This is a genomic window from Novosphingobium sp., from assembly GCF_031417815.1.
In the GTDB taxonomy this organism is placed as follows: domain Bacteria; phylum Pseudomonadota; class Alphaproteobacteria; order Sphingomonadales; family Sphingomonadaceae; genus Novosphingobium.
Map to the genome: position 1 here is coordinate 25,504 of NZ_JANOWI010000041.1, position 15,603 is coordinate 41,106.

The 15,603-nt window shown below is 62.0% G+C and carries 16 protein-coding genes; 9 read left to right on the top strand and 7 right to left on the bottom strand.

Annotated features, from left to right (window positions below; translation table 11 throughout):
* Nucleotides 1-13: 13 nt before the first annotated feature.
* Together RMN99_RS09915 and RMN99_RS09920 are read left to right on the top strand one after the other, a co-directional pair.
* Nucleotides 14-1,258 carry a family 1 glycosylhydrolase gene (locus RMN99_RS09915; RefSeq protein WP_309623154.1) on the top strand — a complete coding sequence of 415 codons (1,245 nt, stop codon included), beginning with the start codon at nucleotides 14-16 and terminating at the stop codon, nucleotides 1,256-1,258.
* A 4-nt stretch (nucleotides 1,259-1,262) separates the two neighbouring features.
* Complete coding sequence (locus tag RMN99_RS09920; RefSeq protein WP_309623155.1) at nucleotides 1,263-2,444, top strand: VWA domain-containing protein; 1,182 nt, start codon at nucleotides 1,263-1,265, stop codon at nucleotides 2,442-2,444.
* On the opposite strand, the gene RMN99_RS09925 is transcribed toward RMN99_RS09920, so the two are convergent.
* On the bottom strand, nucleotides 2,441-3,304 hold the full coding sequence (locus RMN99_RS09925; RefSeq protein ID WP_309623156.1) for a class I SAM-dependent methyltransferase: 864 nt from the start codon (nucleotides 3,302-3,304) through the stop codon (nucleotides 2,441-2,443). The genes RMN99_RS09920 and RMN99_RS09925 overlap by 4 nt on opposite strands.
* 113 nt (nucleotides 3,305-3,417) lie before the next feature.
* Here RMN99_RS09925 and ygiD point away from each other — a divergent pair, with 113 nt between their 5' ends.
* Entirely contained in the window at nucleotides 3,418-4,218 is an 801-nt protein-coding gene (gene ygiD / locus RMN99_RS09930) for a 4,5-DOPA dioxygenase extradiol (RefSeq protein ID WP_309623157.1), read from the top strand.
* A 39-nt stretch (nucleotides 4,219-4,257) separates the two neighbouring features.
* Nucleotides 4,258-5,061 carry a lipid II flippase Amj family protein gene (locus RMN99_RS09935; RefSeq protein ID WP_309623158.1) on the top strand — a complete coding sequence of 268 codons (804 nt, stop codon included), beginning with the start codon at nucleotides 4,258-4,260 and terminating at the stop codon, nucleotides 5,059-5,061.
* Nucleotides 5,062-5,068: 7 nt separating this feature from the next.
* On the opposite strand, the gene RMN99_RS09940 is transcribed toward RMN99_RS09935, so the two are convergent.
* From RMN99_RS09940 to RMN99_RS09955, 4 genes are all read right to left on the bottom strand, one after another.
* Entirely contained in the window at nucleotides 5,069-6,373 is a 1,305-nt protein-coding gene (locus tag RMN99_RS09940; protein WP_309623159.1) for an MFS transporter, read from the bottom strand.
* A gap of 13 nt (nucleotides 6,374-6,386) precedes the next feature.
* Nucleotides 6,387-6,575, bottom strand: coding sequence for an aspartyl/asparaginyl beta-hydroxylase domain-containing protein (locus RMN99_RS09945; protein ID WP_309623160.1), 189 nt, complete (start codon nucleotides 6,573-6,575; stop codon nucleotides 6,387-6,389).
* 213 nt (nucleotides 6,576-6,788) lie between these two features.
* Complete coding sequence (locus tag RMN99_RS09950) at nucleotides 6,789-7,991, bottom strand: DUF1343 domain-containing protein (RefSeq protein ID WP_309623161.1); 1,203 nt, start codon at nucleotides 7,989-7,991, stop codon at nucleotides 6,789-6,791.
* Nucleotides 7,988-8,497, bottom strand: a complete 510-nt coding sequence (locus RMN99_RS09955; protein WP_309623162.1) for a hypothetical protein — start codon at nucleotides 8,495-8,497, stop codon at nucleotides 7,988-7,990. The genes RMN99_RS09950 and RMN99_RS09955 overlap by 4 nt, the downstream gene beginning before the upstream one ends.
* An 81-nt stretch (nucleotides 8,498-8,578) precedes the next feature.
* On the opposite strand from RMN99_RS09955, the gene tyrS reads away from it, so the two are divergent.
* From tyrS to RMN99_RS09980, 5 genes are all read left to right on the top strand, one after another.
* A complete protein-coding gene (gene tyrS, locus RMN99_RS09960) occupies nucleotides 8,579-9,808 on the top strand; it encodes a tyrosine--tRNA ligase (protein ID WP_309623163.1) in 1,230 nt (409 codons plus the stop codon).
* A 104-nt stretch (nucleotides 9,809-9,912) separates the two neighbouring features.
* Nucleotides 9,913-10,251 carry a PilZ domain-containing protein gene (locus RMN99_RS09965; RefSeq protein ID WP_309623164.1) on the top strand — a complete coding sequence of 113 codons (339 nt, stop codon included), beginning with the start codon at nucleotides 9,913-9,915 and terminating at the stop codon, nucleotides 10,249-10,251.
* Nucleotides 10,252-10,320: 69 nt separating this feature from the next.
* Nucleotides 10,321-11,586: an MFS transporter gene (locus RMN99_RS09970; RefSeq protein WP_309623165.1), complete on the top strand. Its 1,266-nt coding sequence runs from the start codon at nucleotides 10,321-10,323 to the stop codon at nucleotides 11,584-11,586.
* On the top strand, nucleotides 11,583-12,500 hold the full coding sequence (cysK, locus tag RMN99_RS09975; RefSeq protein WP_309623166.1) for a cysteine synthase A: 918 nt from the start codon (nucleotides 11,583-11,585) through the stop codon (nucleotides 12,498-12,500). Before RMN99_RS09970 ends, cysK begins: the two co-directional genes overlap by 4 nt.
* A gap of 36 nt (nucleotides 12,501-12,536) precedes the next feature.
* Entirely contained in the window at nucleotides 12,537-13,232 is a 696-nt protein-coding gene (locus tag RMN99_RS09980; protein ID WP_309623167.1) for a class I SAM-dependent methyltransferase, read from the top strand.
* A 77-nt stretch (nucleotides 13,233-13,309) separates the two neighbouring features.
* On the opposite strand, the gene RMN99_RS09985 is transcribed toward RMN99_RS09980, so the two are convergent.
* Both RMN99_RS09985 and RMN99_RS09990 read right to left on the bottom strand, forming a co-directional pair.
* Nucleotides 13,310-15,112 carry an acyl-CoA dehydrogenase C-terminal domain-containing protein gene (locus RMN99_RS09985; protein WP_309623168.1) on the bottom strand — a complete coding sequence of 601 codons (1,803 nt, stop codon included), beginning with the start codon at nucleotides 15,110-15,112 and terminating at the stop codon, nucleotides 13,310-13,312.
* Nucleotides 15,113-15,135: 23 nt separating this feature from the next.
* On the bottom strand, nucleotides 15,136-15,585 hold the full coding sequence (locus tag RMN99_RS09990; protein WP_309623169.1) for a MerR family DNA-binding transcriptional regulator: 450 nt from the start codon (nucleotides 15,583-15,585) through the stop codon (nucleotides 15,136-15,138).
* Between the last annotated feature and the right edge of the window lie 18 nt (nucleotides 15,586-15,603).

The window sequence follows — 15,603 nt, forward strand, 5'->3', positions numbered from 1 at the left end:
TCGGTCGGCCGCGATGACCCGCTTTCCCAAAGACTTCGTCTGGGGCACCGCCACGGCGGCGCACCAGATCGAAGGCGGCAACGTCAATTCGGATTTCTGGCTGGCCGAGAATGTGCCCGAAACGATCTTTCGCGAGCCATCGGGCGATGCCTGCGACAGCTATCACCGGTATGGCGAAGACATCGCGCTGGCAGCAGAGCTGGGCTTCAATACCCACCGGTTCGGAATAGAATGGGCGCGGATTGAGCCTGAGCCAGGCGTATTTTCGCGCGCAGCGCTGGATCATTACCTGCGGGTGCTGGACTGCTGCCATGCCCACGGGCTTGCCCCGATGGTCTCGCTTAACCACTGGACCGTGCCGCGCTGGTTTGCGGCGCGTGGCGGGTTTGAACGTGAAGACAGTCCCGATCTGTTTGCGCGTTTTGCCGATCAGGTGGGCCGCCATCTGGGTGACGGGATGGCCTATGTAACCACCTTCAACGAAGCCAATATCCAGCGCGTGATCGGGTCGACCTTTCACAATCCCAAGGCCGCTCCCGGACTGGCCGCGATGAAGCAGGCCTGCGCCAGGGCCTGCGGATCGGACCGGTTTTCGATGGTGCAGTTTGCCACGTCGGACGAAATCGAAGCGCAATTGGTAGAATCGCATCACCGCGCCGTGCAGGCGTTGCGCGCTGGGCCGGGCAACTTTGAGCTGGGCGTCACGATCTCGATGGCCGAAGTGGAAGGTGTCGGTGAAGACAACCAGGCCGAAGCGTTCGAGAATGATCTTTACGGCCCGTGGCTTGAAGTTGCGAAGACCGCCGATTTCGTGGGGGTGCAAACCTACACCCGCTACCGGATCGGTCCTGAGGGACGCTTGCGCCTGCCGCCCGATGCGGTGCGCACGGACATGGGCTATGAATATCGCCCGGAAGCTTTGGAAGCCACGGTGCGGTTTGCGGCGCGGCGAATTGGCCGGCCGATTATCGTCACTGAGCACGGCATCGCCAGCAGCGATGATACGCGCCGGGTGGCCTTGATCGATACGGCGCTGGAAGGGCTGGAACGCTGCCTGGCCGACGGGATTGACCTGCGCGGCTATGTCCATTGGTCGCTGCTCGACAACTTTGAATGGGTGCTGGGTTACGGGATGCGATTTGGCCTGGTTGAGGTTGACCGCACAACGTTTGCCCGCACCGCCAAGCCCAGCGCCCGCCACCTTGGCAAGATAGCGCGCCTGAGCCGCGATCACAATGTCGACGCCATGAAAGGCTGACCTGATGTTTTTCAATTTCGTCGACGAATTGCGCACCGCTGGCATTCCTGCCAGCTTCAAGGAGCACCTGGTGCTGCTCGAAGCGCTCGACAAGGATGCGATCGATCAGACGCCCGAGGCGTTTTACTATCTCAGCCGCGCGATCTTCGTGAAGGACGAAGGCCTGCTCGATCGGTTCGACCAGGTTTTCAACAAGGTTTTCAAGGGCATTCTGACCAGTTACGGCCAGACCCCGGTCGATATACCCCTGGACTGGCTGAAGGCGGTCGCCGAGAAATTCATGACGCCCGAAGAGATGGCCGCGATCGAAAAACTCGGTTCGTGGGAAGAGATCATGGAGACGCTGAAAAAGCGGATCGAGGAGCAGGAAAAGCGCCATCAGGGCGGCAACAAGTGGGTCGGTACGGGCGGCACCAGTCCTTATGGCAATTCAGGCTACAACCCTGAAGGTGTGCGGATCGGCGGCGAAAGCAAGCACAAGCGCGCGCTCAAGGTCTGGGAAAAGCGCGAATTTCAGAACCTCGACAACACCCGCGAACTGGGCACCCGCAACATCAAGATCGCGCTGCGCCGGCTGCGCCGTTTCGCGCGCGAAGGCAATCCCGACGAGCTGGACATCGATGCGACGATCGATGGCACCGCCCGGCAGGGCTGGCTGGATATCGTGATGCGCGCCGAACGCCGCAACGCGGTCAAGGTGCTGCTGTTTCTCGACGTCGGCGGCTCGATGGACCCGTTCATCAAGCTGGTCGAGGAACTGTTCAGCGCCGCCAGCACCGAGTTCAAGAACCTGGAATTCTTCTATTTCCACAACTGCCTCTACGAAGGCGTGTGGAAGGACAACAAGCGCCGCTTCAGCGAGCGTACCCCGGTGTGGGATATCCTCCACAAATACGGCCACGACTACAAAGTGATCTTCGTTGGCGATGCGGCGATGAGCCCCTACGAGATCACGCACCCGGGCGGCTCGGTCGAGCATTTCAACGAAGAATCAGGCCAGACCTGGATGCAGCGCGTGGCGCACGTCTATCCCGCCACGGTGTGGATCAACCCGGTTCCTGAAAAGCAGTGGGGCTATTCGCAATCGACCAAGATCATCAAGGAGCTGGTCAGCGGGAATATGTATTCGCTGACGCTCGCCGGGCTGGATGATGCAATGCGCGAGCTGACCCGCAAAAAGCACTAGGCGGGCTTTTGCGCCGCCATATAGAACCAGTCGCCCTGCCCGATCCATGGTCCAAGCAGCGCGCTGGGCGCAAACAGCGCGGCATAGGCGGCGCGCTTGGGACTTTTCGACAAAGCGGCCAGATTGCCGAAAGTGTAATCGAGCGGTATCCTCCGGTGCATCATCGGCCCGACTGCAAACCCGGCGCGTTCCAGCGACGCGCCAAGCGTGCGCACCGAATACTGGTAAAGGTGATAAGGCGGCTCGGGGTGCGGCCAGTAATCCAGCCTGCTTGCCAGCGGGCGCGAAAGGCGCGGGAACAGACCATCAATGTTGGGGGTGGACAGTACGAACCATCCACCCGGGCGCAACAGCCTGAAGGCTGCGCGCATGTCTGCCATGGGATCGCGGACATGCTCGATCACGTCGAACATGGTCACGAAATCAACGCTGCCAGGCTCCTGCGCGGTGTTGTGGATCGAACCTGGTTCGACTTCCAGACCGAAATGGTCCGCGGCAAACAGGCGGCTGTCGTCCGAAAATTCGATGCCCGAAACCGCGTAGCCGGAAGCGCGGGCAAGGTTGAGGAACTGTCCGGTTGAACAGCCAACATCGATCAGTCGGCCCGTTCCTGGCACCCGGGACATGAAGTTCATGTGCGCTTCGGCGGTGTGGCGGATAACGGTCCACTGCGGGCTGGCCGGGTCTTTCAGCGCAGCATGATAACCTTCGCTGCCCGAATAGAGCCGGGCCAGCGCGGCATCATCCGGCTGGTTGGCGATATAGGCCAGCTTGCAGGTCGTGCATTCGACCAGGTCGTAGCCCTTGGTCGAAAACACCGGCGTAGAGGCCGTTTCGCCGCAGAGATTGCATCCGCTCATCTGGCTGTTAACTAACCGCAATTGCCAAACAAGGACTTAACCGAGGAAGACTTTGTCCGCCCAAACAATTTCTGTGGGTTGCAGCGCGGCACCGCGCGCCCACATTGGCCGGTATGACCACACGCATGCCAATCCTGTTCCTTGGCCACGGATCGCCGATGAACGTCATCACCCCCAGCCCCGAGCACACCAACTGGATCGCGCTGGGCCAGGCCCTGCCCCGCCCGCGCGCGATCCTGGTGGTTTCGGCGCATTGGGAAACCAGCGGCGCCAGCCACGTGACCAACGAACCAAGCCCGCGCACCATCCATGACTTTGGCGGATTCCCCGACGAACTCTTCGCTATCCAGTATCCTGCGCCCGGTGATCCGGTGCTGGCCGACCGCGTGGCTGCGCTGTTAGGTGATGGCCGGGTCCGCCGCGATCAAAGCTGGGGTTTCGATCACGGATCGTGGGGGGTGGTGCGGCCGATGTATCCCGCAGCCGATGTCCCGATGATCCAGCTCAGCCTTGATCGCAGTCTGAGCCTGGAGCAGCATCTGGCGCTCGCCCAAAAGCTTGCCCCGCTGCGCGATGAGGGCGTGCTGATCGTCGGCAGCGGCAACGTGGTTCACAACCTGCGCGAATATTTTCGCACCCGCGGCACCCGGCCTGCCTGGGCGCTGGATTTCCAATCGCGCATGACGGCTGCCGTCCGCTCAGGCGACAACGCGGCGTTGACCGTCTTTGCGCCCGGCGATGAAGCCGCCGCCCTGGCTGTCAACAGCGCCGAGCATTATCTGCCGCTGCTCTATGCCATTGGCGCGCGGCTGCCCGGCGACGATGTCGGCGTGTTCAACGATACGCTGGACGGGGCGATGACCATGACCAGCTATCTGATCGGCGACGCGGGCCTGTTGAAGACACTGCACTAGGTGCTGGTATCGCCGCCCGCCAAAGCATAGGCCGTGGCGATGGACACCCAGCTTGCCGTTATCTGCGTGCTGACATTCGCGATCAACCTGATCGGCACGCTGGCCTATGCCGCGCGGATCGCAGGCGTGCGGACGCGGCGCATCGCGCTCAGCTTTGCCCTCTTCAATATCCTGGTGTTGTTCAGCCGCACCTCCAACTCGTTCCTTGGCCCGTTTCTGGCCAAGCGAATCGAAACGCGGATAACCGATGGCGGCGGGCACGCGCTGTATGGCGATTTCCAGCTGGTGCTGCTTTCGGCCACGCTTGCGGTGTTTGTCGGGATCGTTTTGGTGCCAACCAGTCAGCGCCTGTTTGCTAAAGCAATCGGCTATTTTCAAGAGCACCGCTCCACCGCAAAGCTGGTGCTGCGCAGCGCCAGCCCGGCAGGACTGCGCACCGTGCGTGAGGCGATCGCCCCGCCCCGGCTCGATCAGCTGAGGGCCCTGGTCAACGAGCGCGGGGTCGGCTGGGGTGTGTTGTTGGCCAACTGCCTGGCCCAGGCGCTGATTACGGTGGGTGTGGCTGCCTCGCTCTATGCCGGATACCTCAACCCGGAATACCGCGTCACCGCATCGCAGCTTTCAGCCGTGATCAACGGTTTTGCCACGATCCTGCTGTTCGCGCTGATCGATCCGCAGCTATCCGTGATGACTGATGACGCGGTTGAAGGCCGGGTCAGCGAAGCGCTGTTCCGCCGCACGATCGTATGGATCAGCCTCAGCCGGCTTGCCGGAACGGTCTTGGCGCAGGTGCTGTTTCTGCCGGCCGCGCAATTGGTAGCGCTGATCGCCAACCACGTCTGACCTGCCGTCAGTCAGACGCCTGCGTTTCCGCCCGTTCGTGCTGGTCCAGTTCGGCATGCAGGCGTGGGCGCAATATCCAGAACAGCAGCGCCGGGATCAGCCCCAGGCACGCCGCACCATAAAGCACATAGCGCACCGAATCTTCGCCGTAGGTGGGCTTGATCGAGTCTGACAGCATCCCGAAGAACAGCGGACCAAGGCCCAGGCCGATCAGGTTCTGGCAGAACAGCAGGAAAGCGCTGGCGGTGGCGCGGTGGCGCCGCGCGACCAGCCCCTGAACCGAAGAATAGACCGGGCCATAGTAAAGCGAATTGAGCACCGTCGGGACCATCAGCAGCATGAGCGACAGACGCCAGTCGGTCATGAAATAGGCAGTGATCGCGATCGGCACCGCCAGCGCCATGCCGATCGCCGGTGCGGTGACGACGTGGCGCCGGTCAACGCGCCCGAACCGGTCAGCCAGCCATCCGCCCAGCCAGGTACCCGCTACCCCGGCCACCCCGCCCCACAAGCCGAACGTGAAGCCAACCTCGCTTGGCGAAAGGCCATAGCTGCGCTGGAAGAAGATCGTGGTCCATGTAGCTTTGCCATAGGACAGGAACGAACTGGCCGAAGCCGCCGCAACCAGAATCAGATAGGCGGGTGACTTGAACAGCGCGCCAAGCGCAGCGAAAACCGTTTCGGTGGGTGCGGTGGTACTCTGTGCGAAGGTTTTGCGGTGGCTGTCCTTGATCAGCAAGACCACGCAAAGTGCCAGAATGAGGCCCGGAATGCCGGCCACCATGAACGCTTTGCGCCAGCCCAACGTATCGGCGAGGTAGCCGCCCAGCATCATTCCCAGCAGCGAACCGATCGGGATGCCCAATGCATAGAAAGCCATGGCACTGGCGCGGCGTTCGGCCGGGACCCGGTCTGCGATCAGCGAGTGGGCCGCCGGTGTGCACCCGGCTTCGCCAACCCCAACCCCGATCCGGGCCAGCAGCAGTTGGGCAAAGCTTTGCGCAAATCCGCACAGTGCGGTCATTGCCGACCAGATCGCCAGCGCCCCGGCGATCAGCCGGCTGCGATCGGTCGACGGGCGATCGGCATAGCGCGCGATCGGCAGGCCCAGCACAGTGTAGAACAGCGCAAAGGCGAGGCCGGTCATCAGCCCGATCTGGGTGTCGCTGATGCCAAGATCACGGCGGATCGGTTCGGCCAGGATGTTGACGATCTGGCGGTCGAGGAAATTGAACACATAGACGACCAGTAAGACCCACAGCATCACCCGGGTGCTGCCTTGTGTGGGCGATAAAGCGGCTTTGCTGATCATATCTTCTCCCTTGTCAGTATGTATCGACCACGCCGAACAGGGCCTCGATCTGGCCGCGCTCTTCTTCAGAGAGTTCAGGCCGCCAAATATCGAAAATCAGCACCAGCCGGCCGTGATCGCTGTTATTCCAGGCTTCGTGTTCAACGCTGTCGTCAAACACCATCAGGTCTCCAAAGTTCCATTCGCGCGTGGTGGCGTCCACGCAAAAACCGCATTAGTCGGGCGCCACCAAAGGAAGGTGGCAGACGAAACGGCAGTTGACCATGCCGATGTGCGACAGTGTTGACGGTAGTCCTGCAGCCGCATGCGGTGGTCTGCTTTGGCCAGTGTAGCCACGATATCATCGCGCCGCGCTGCCATCCGGGCACCGGCTTCGGCCTCGCTGATCGCAGGATCGGCGCGCTCGATGCTCATCTCAATAGAGCAGCAACGGCTTGACGGCTTCGGCCCAGGCAGCCTCGTCAGGCGCGGCGCGGGCCTCGAGATCGCCGGGCTGCGCTGCGGCATCGTCCACCCAATCGCGCAGTGCCGGGCCGCCGTTGATCACATCGATTGCGAGCCGTTCAAATTCGTATTCATAGGCAAAATCGCGCCACAGTTCGTAATCCGGATAAAGCCGCCGGATCGCCTTGAAGGCCAGCCCCTGCAGCCGCCAGGGACGGAATGCGTGATGATCGTAGACGCTGCCCTCGGCATGGATCATCAGCCCGTTGCAAAGCACACCAGCATGCTTGTGAAAGGTCGGGGTGAACCAGCATTCGCGCAAGGCGCAGCCATCGAGCCAATGCGGCGCCAGTCGCTGCATCTCGGCCAGCACCGCTTTGGCATCCAGATCGGGCGCGCCGAACAGCACCTCGAGCGGCCGGGTGGTGCCCCGCCCTTCACTCAGCGTCGCGCCTTCGAGCATCACGGTTCCGGCATAGGCGCGGGCCATGTTGACATTGGCAGCGTTGGGGCTGGGATTGATCCAGATCCGGCTTTCGGGCCAGCCAAAGCCCGGACCATCCGGCTGCCAGCCCTGCATCTCGATCACGCGGTAAGGCACGTCGAGCTTGAAATGCTGAATGAACCAGCGGCCCATTTCGCCGAGCGTCAAGCCGTGGCGCATCGGCATCGGCCCCGCTCCGACGAAGCTTTCCTGTCCTGGCACAAGCAACGTGCCTTCGATTGGCCGCCCGGCGGGGTTGGGCCGGTCGAGCACCCACACTTCCTTGCCGGTGCCGTGCGCGGCTTCGAGCAGGTAGAGCAGCGTCGTGACAAAGGTGTAGATCCGGCAGCCAAGGTCCTGCAGATCAAACAGGAACACATCGGCGGTGCTCATCATTTGCCCGCTGGGGCGGCGCACTTCACCGTAAAGGCTGAACACGGGGATATTGTAGACGGGGTCGAGTTCATCCTCGGTCTCGACCATGTTGTCCTGCTTGTCGCCCTTCAGACCGTGCTGAGGACCGAACGCGGAGGTTACATTGAGCCCCGCCGCGATCAGTGCGTCAAGCGAATGGGTCAGGTTCCCGGTAACGCTGGCCGGATGCGCCACCAGCGCGATGCGCTTGCCCTCCAGCGGTCGGCGCAGCTCCGCATCGGCGAGCAGCCGGTCGATCCCGAATTTGACGCTCATGCCAGCAGATCCAGCGCGCGGCATTCTTCCGCATGAAATTCGGGTGCCCCGGGACGAAAGGCTAGGGCCCAGAAGCGGTTGGCCCCGTCTTCGTCCTCGATGATTGCGTTGAGCGCGACTGTGGCGGGCAGCGGCAAATCGCTGCGGATATCGGCGGTCAGCCGCAGCGTGGTTTGGCTGGCTTCGACTGCTATCTCGATCTTTGCGGGGGCATCGCGCATCCCTTCGCGGAAAGCGTCGAAATCGTAAGCCGCCCAGCGCGTTGATGGCGAAAGATTGAACTCGCGGTAGCTGGCGGCGTCATGGCTCCAGAAAATCTCGAAGCAGGTGGTCTTCCACAGGTTGTCAAAACGGCCGACGTCCTGCACCGGCGGAACCGCAATCCGGGAAATGTCGCCATGGGCCAAGAATGTTGCGCGGCAGCCGTGGGCGGTGGGTACAATTGAGGCTTCGATTGCGTGGACCGATCCGGTTGCGCAATCAGGGTGGAGGACAAGTGATTTCATGTCGCATCTATTGCCTGCACCTCCCGCGCTGGGCAAGCGGCACTTGGGCTTCCCCGTTCATGCTGCTATGGGCGCGGCGCGATGACTTATACCTCTTCTCTTCTGCGCCTGCTCGATGAGCGCGGCTACATCCACCAGCTGACCGATGCTGAGGGCCTGGACAAGCTTGCGAATACGCAGGTGATCCCCGGCTACATCGGCTTTGATGCCACCGCGCCATCGCTGCATATCGGCAGCCTGGTGCAGATCATGCTGCTGCGCCGCCTGCAACAGGCCGGGCACAAGCCGGTGGTGCTGATGGGCGGAGGTACCACCAAGGTTGGTGATCCATCGGGCAAGGATGAAAGCCGCAAGCTTCTGACTAGCGAAGCGATCGACGCCAACATTGCTTCGATCCGCAAAGTGTTCGAACGCTATCTGACCTTCGGCGATGGTCCCACTGATGCGGTGCTGGTCAACAATGACGCGTGGCTGAGCCAGCTTGGCTATGTCGATCTGCTACGCGATGTAGGCCCGCACTTCACCATCAACCGGATGCTGACATTCGATTCGGTCAAGCTGCGGCTTGAGCGTGAGCAACCGCTGACATTCCTCGAATTCAACTATATGATTCTCCAGGCCTATGACTTCCGCGAGCTGGCGCTGACCCGCGACTGCCGTTTGCAACTTGGCGGATCGGATCAGTGGGGCAATATCATCAACGGGATCGAGCTGACGCGGCGCATGGAGGGCAAGGAAGTGTTCGGCGTTACCACCCCGCTGCTGACCACCGCCGATGGCGCGAAGATGGGCAAGACTGCGGCAGGCGCGGTATGGCTTAATGACGATGCCCTGCCGGCCTACGATTTCTGGCAATACTGGCGCAATGTCGATGACCGCGATGTTGGCCGCTTCCTGCGTTTGTTCACCGATCTACCACTGGACGAGATTGCGCGTATCGAAGCGCTTGAAGGAAACGAGATCAATGCGGCCAAGGTTGTCCTGGCAAACGAAGTGACCCGGATGTGCCGCGGTGAAGCGGCTGCGGTCCAGGCCGAAACGACTGCGGCAGCCACCTTCGCCGGAGGCGGCGTGGGCAAAGCCTTGCCCGAAACGGTGCTGCCGCGCGCGGGAATCCTGTTGGTCGACGCGCTGTACGAACTGGGTTTCGCCGCCAGTCGCGGCGAGGCAAAACGCTTGATCCTGGGCGGCGGAGCCCGGGTTGATGGCGAACCGGTCAAGGATGAGGCCTTCCGGATTAACTTTCGCGAAACCAGCGAAGTGCGTGTTTCTTCTGGAAAAAAGAAGCACGGCGTAGTGCGTTCGGCCTGAATTCGGCAATCTATTTGGCAGTTTTTTGCCGCTTTTACCCAAAATTTGCCTTTACGCGGCATTTTGTCCGTTCGATTTGGACAAGACCGGGAGGCAATGGTCACATGGGCTCAGGAGCTCAACTTACGGTAACCGACCTGCGCCGTGCAGCGCGCCATCCGGTAGACCACAAAGTGATCGGCGAACACCGCCGGCTTGGCGACGTACACCTGCATGTGGTCAACATTTCCGCGCACGGGTTCATGACCGAAGGTGCATCGGAACTTACCCGCGGCGAACGTGTGGTGATCCGGCTGCCTGAAGTCGGCCGGATCGAGGCACACCTGATCTGGGCCGCCGAAGGCCGCGCCGGGTTCCAGTTCGAACGGATCATCCGGTTTGACGATTTCATGCGGATGATCGACGGGCTGCAGCCCAATCCGCGGTTGCGCCGATCACGCTAAAGTCGCGGTTTCCACCCCGATAGTATCTGACCGCTTGGCAAGCCTGCAAGCCGCTGCCATGCGGTGTGGGTGACTGCGCCCACCCATCCACTGCAGGTTCGTGACTACCGCCTGATCTGGCTGGCACGGTTTATCAATACGCTTGGCACGACCGCGATGGTGGTGGTGATCGGTGCGCAGACCTATCAGCTGTCACGCATCCAATACGGGATGAACGAGGCCCAGGCTTCGTTCATGCTCGGCCTGCTTGGTCTGGCACAGTTCGTTCCATTCCTGCTGCTGACCCCGGTGGCTGGTGTGCTGGCCGACCGGATGGACCGGCGCTTCGTCGCGGCGGGTTCGTGCCTGGTCGACCTGCTGATCGCCGCCTCCCTGGCCTTTGCGAATGCAACAGGGATTCTGACGCTCCCGATTCTGTTCACGCTGGCTGCGGCCTATGGCGCTGCGCGGGTGTTCATGGGCCCGGCAATGAGCGCGATTACCCCCAATGTGGTTCCAGCCGATTTGTTGCCCAAGGCGATCGCGATCAGCTCGGTCGCATGGCAATCGGCCGCGGTACTCGGCCCGGCCCTGGGCGGCTTGCTGCTCGCCAGTAGCGATGCCCTGCCCTACATGTTCTCGGCCTCGATGCTGGCCTTCGGCGTCATTGCGCTGCTCGCCATCCGCCACCGCGCGCCACCCGCCGCTGCCAAGGAGCCGCCGCTCAAACTGATGGCCGATGGCGCAAAATTCGTCTGGCATGAACGCTTCCTGCTCGGCTGCGTCTCGCTCGATCTGTTTGCCGTGTTGCTGGGCGGGGCAACCGCGATGCTGCCGGCCTTTGCTTATGACGTGCTCCATGTCGGCGATTTCGGGCTTGGCGTGATGCGCGCCGCCCCGGCGCTGGGTGCGGTGCTGGTAGCAACCTGGCTGGGTTTCCGCCCGATCACGCGGGAAGTTGGAGCCAAGATGTTGTGGGCTGTGGCAGCATACGGACTGGCGACTTTGATATTCGGCCTTTCGACCAATTACCTGCTCTCACTGGCGATGCTCGCGGTGCTGGGTGCGGCGGATTCGATCTCGGTGTTCATCCGTAACACGCTGGTCCAGATCAACACACCCGATGACAAACGCGGCCGGGTTTCCTCCATCTCGGGCCTCGCAATTTCTGCGTCAAACGAACTGGGCGAGATGCAATCAGGTCTGGCTGCAGCGCTGCTCGGGCCCGTCGCGGCGGTTGCACTCGGCGGCGTGGGGGCTATCGTGGTGACCGCTCTGTGGGCCTGGCGGTTCCCGGAACTTCGCCGGGCAAAGACCTTCGCCCCGCAATATCGACAGAAGGAAGACGTGTCATGAAAGCTGACAGCATACTTGCCACCATCGGCAACACCCCGCACATCCGCATGGCCCGCCTGTTCCCCGATCACGAAGTGTGGATCAAGGCCGAGCGCGCAAATCCCGGCGGTTCGATCAAGGACCGCATCGGTCTGGCCATGATCGAAGCGGCCGAAGCCGATGGCAGCCTCAAGCCCGGCGGCACGATCATCGAGCCGACCAGCGGCAACACCGGGATCGGCCTCGCCATGGCGGCAGCGGTCAAGGGTTACAAGCTGGTGCTGGTGATGCCCGATTCGATGTCGATCGAACGGCGCCGTCTGATGCTGGCCTATGGTGCCACTTTCGATCTTACCCCGCGCGAAAAGGGCATGAAGGGCGCGATCGAACGCGCGCATGATCTGATCGCCTCAACCCCGGGTTCGTGGATGCCGCAGCAGTTTGAAAATCCCGCCAACATCGCGGTCCATGTCCGCACCACCGCGCAGGAAATTTATGATGATTTCAAGGACAGTCCGATCGACGCGCTGATCACCGGGGTTGGCACCGGCGGCCACCTGACCGGCTGTGCCGAAATGCTCAAGGTCAAATGGCCGGCGATGAAGGTCTGGGCGGTGGAACCGACGCTCTCCCCCGTAATCTCCGGCGGTCAGCCAGCACCGCACCCGATCCAGGGGATTGGTGCCGGCTTCATTCCCGCCAACCTTCACACCCAGGCGATCGACGGCGCGATCCAGGTCGATCCTGCCGATGCCAAGGAAATGGCGCGGCTTTCGGCTACCGTGGAAGGCATGCTGGTGGGGATCAGCTCAGGGGCGACCTTGGCGGCGATTGCGCAGAAGCTGAAGGAACTGCCGGCGGGATCGCGGGTGCTGGGATTCAACTATGATACCGGTGAACGGTATCTCTCGGTGCCGGATTTCTTGCCGGAATGAGCGAACTTCGAACGGGTACAGTAAGTGGAGTCTCGCGTGACCGACAGTAATCGTACGTTCCTCGATATGTTTTCGGATCGCGAGCGCATCGCCAATTACTCCGAAGGGCCGCCAAGATTTACCCCAGGCCTCGACGCAGTGCATCGAATGACTGGGATTTTGCTGAGAGAGCGCGCATCAGCGGGCGCGCATGTGCTCGTGCTTGGAGCTGGTGGAGGACTGGAGCTCAAGGCGCTGGCGGCGTCGCAGCTTGATTGGCGTTTCACGGGGGTCGATCCAGCTGGTCCGATGCTCGATCTTGCGCGCGAGGCGATGGGCGCGGACATTGCTCGCGTCGAACTGATTGAAGGATACATCAGCGACGCTCCCGCCGGCCCGTTTGATGCCGCTACGTGCTTACTCACACTACACTTTCTCGATCGGGACGAGCGCGTGCGGACGCTGCAAGAGATGCATCGGCGCATGAAACCCGGATCACCACTTGTAGTTGTGCATTCCAGCTTTCCGCAGAATGAGCCTGCTCGCTCTCGCTGGCTCAATCGCTATGCCGCTTATGCAGTCGCTGCCGGTGCCGATCCAGCACAGACGGAACAGGCGCGGGCCGCAGTGGCTGACAGCTTGGCGCTGCTGTCGCCTCAAGACGACGAGGACTGCCTGCGTGACTCCGGCTTTGGCAATATCGAGCTGTTCTACGCTGCTTTTACATGGCGCGGCTGGATTGCGACGGCCTAACGCACGAACGGACGTCATAATCCGTTGCGACGTTGACCGAGCGATGTAATGCCGCGACTGTAGCCGCCGCGCGCCGATCAAGCCGTTGCAAACGCCTCGACTGGCAGTTCCATCATTGCATCCGCGCCCGCTTCGATCTTGCGGCGCAGCGCGCCGACATCGGGCAGGAACCGCTCACCGTAATAGCGCGCAGTGGTCAACTTGGCCTGATAGAACGGCTCATCGCCCGCGCCTTCGGCCAGCTTGGTCACCGCCACTTCGGCCATCCGCACCCACATCAGGCCGAGCGCGACGATCCCCATCATGTGCATGTAATGGTGCGCACCGGCGCCGACGTTGTTGGGGTTTGCCATGCCGTTCTGCATGAACCACATGGTCGCCGCCTTGAGTTCGCCATTGGCCTTCTCGACCTTTTCGGCAAGCGCGGCGATTTCGGGCTTGGCTTTGGCCGCAGCGCACTCACCATCGACTACGGCGAAGAACGCCTGCACCGCGCGGCCGCCATTCTGGGCCAGCTTGCGGCCGACCAGGTCCATCGCCTGCACGCCGTTCGCGCCTTCGTAGATCTGGGCAATGCGGGCATCGCGCACGAACTGGCTCATCCCCCATTCCTCGATATAGCCGTGCCCGCCGAACACCTGCTGCATGCTGACGCAGGTATCGAAACCCTTGTCGGTGCCGTAACCCTTGATCACCGGGGTCAGCAGGCTGATCAGATCATCGGCGGTGTGGCGTTCTGCGTCTGTTGCCGCCTTGTGGACCAGATCGACCTGCAGCGCTCCCCACAGGCACAGCGCCCGCATCCCTTCTGTGAAGGCCTTGGCGTCCATCAGCATCCGGCGGATATCGGGGTGGACGAACAGCGTATCGGCCTTTTCGTTCGGCTCGGCAGGGCCCGTAAGCGCACGGCCCTGGCGGCGGTCCTGCGCATATTTGACCGCGTTCTGGTAGGCCACTTCAGCCTGGCTGAGTCCCTGAATGCCAACACCCAGCCGTGCCGCGTTCATCATGATGAACATCGCAGCGAGACCCTTGTTTTCCTCGCCGACCAGATACCCGGTCGCGCCGTCATAATTCATCACGCAAGTGGCATTGCCGTGGATGCCCATCTTGTGTTCCAGGCTGCCACACGAAACCGCATTGCGCGCGCCCAGCGACCCATCGTCATCCACCAGCACCTTGGGGACGATGAACAGCGAGATGCCTTTGGTGCTGTCTGGCGCATCGGGGGTCTTGGCCAGCACCAGATGGATGATGTTCTCGGTCAGGTCATGCTCGCCCGCCGAAATGAATATCTTGGTGCCGGTGATGGCATAGGTGCCATCAGCTTGCGGCACGGCGCGGGTCCGGATCAGGCCCAGATCGGTACCGCAGTGCGGCTCGGTCAGGTTCATCGTGCCCAGCCATTCGTTGGCGATCATCTTGGGCAGATATTTCGCCTGCTGCTCCGGGCTGCCCTTGGCCAGGATCGAGGCGATCGCCCCGCCAGTCAGCCCCGGGTACATGCCCCAAGCCATATTGGCCGAGGAGATGAATTCTTCCGCCATCATCCCCAGCACATGCGGCATCCCCTGCCCGCCGAATTCCTCTGGCGCAGACAGCGTCCCCCAGCCCGCTTCGCGGAACTGGGCGTGGGCCTGCTTGAAGCCTTTGGGCGTGGTCACCGAGCCATCGGGATGGCGGGTGCAGCCTTCGATATCACCGGACAGGTTGATCGGGGTGAGGACCTCGGCGCAGAACTTGCCGCATTCTTCAACCACCACGTCGATCATCTCGGCGCCGGCATTCTCGAAGCCGGGCAGGTTGCCATGGCTTTCAAGCTGCAGCACTTCATTGATGACGAACCGCGTGTCGCGCGTCGGGGCCCTGTAGATCGGCATGGGTATGGTCCTGTGGTTTGGGTTCAGCCCTTGCGGGTTGTAAGATCGATGTTTTCAACGAGCGCGATGAACTGGTTCAGTTCAGTGATCGCCGCGTCGATATCGTCGCGCTGCTGGTGCATCCGGCCAACCTTCTCGCGGCACCGCTGGACAGTGACCCTGCGCTGTTCGACCCGGCCGTCACCCAGATCGTAAAGGTCGATCATCTCGCGGATTTCGATCAAGGAAAAGCCGACGTTCTTGGCCCGCAGGATCCACGCCAGCCGGGCCCGGTCACGCTTCGAATAGCTGCGGGTCAGGCCGATCCGGTTGGGCGCGATCAGCCCTTCGTCTTCATAGAACCGCAGCGCGCGGGCGGTAACGCCAAACTCGCTGGTCAGATCCGAGATTGAATAGTGCTCGCGCTCCAGCGCGTCGGGCGTATCAAGGTGGGCACCGTCGTGCGACGAGGGCGAGGCGGCCAAATTGTCCATAACCGCGCGAATACCTTA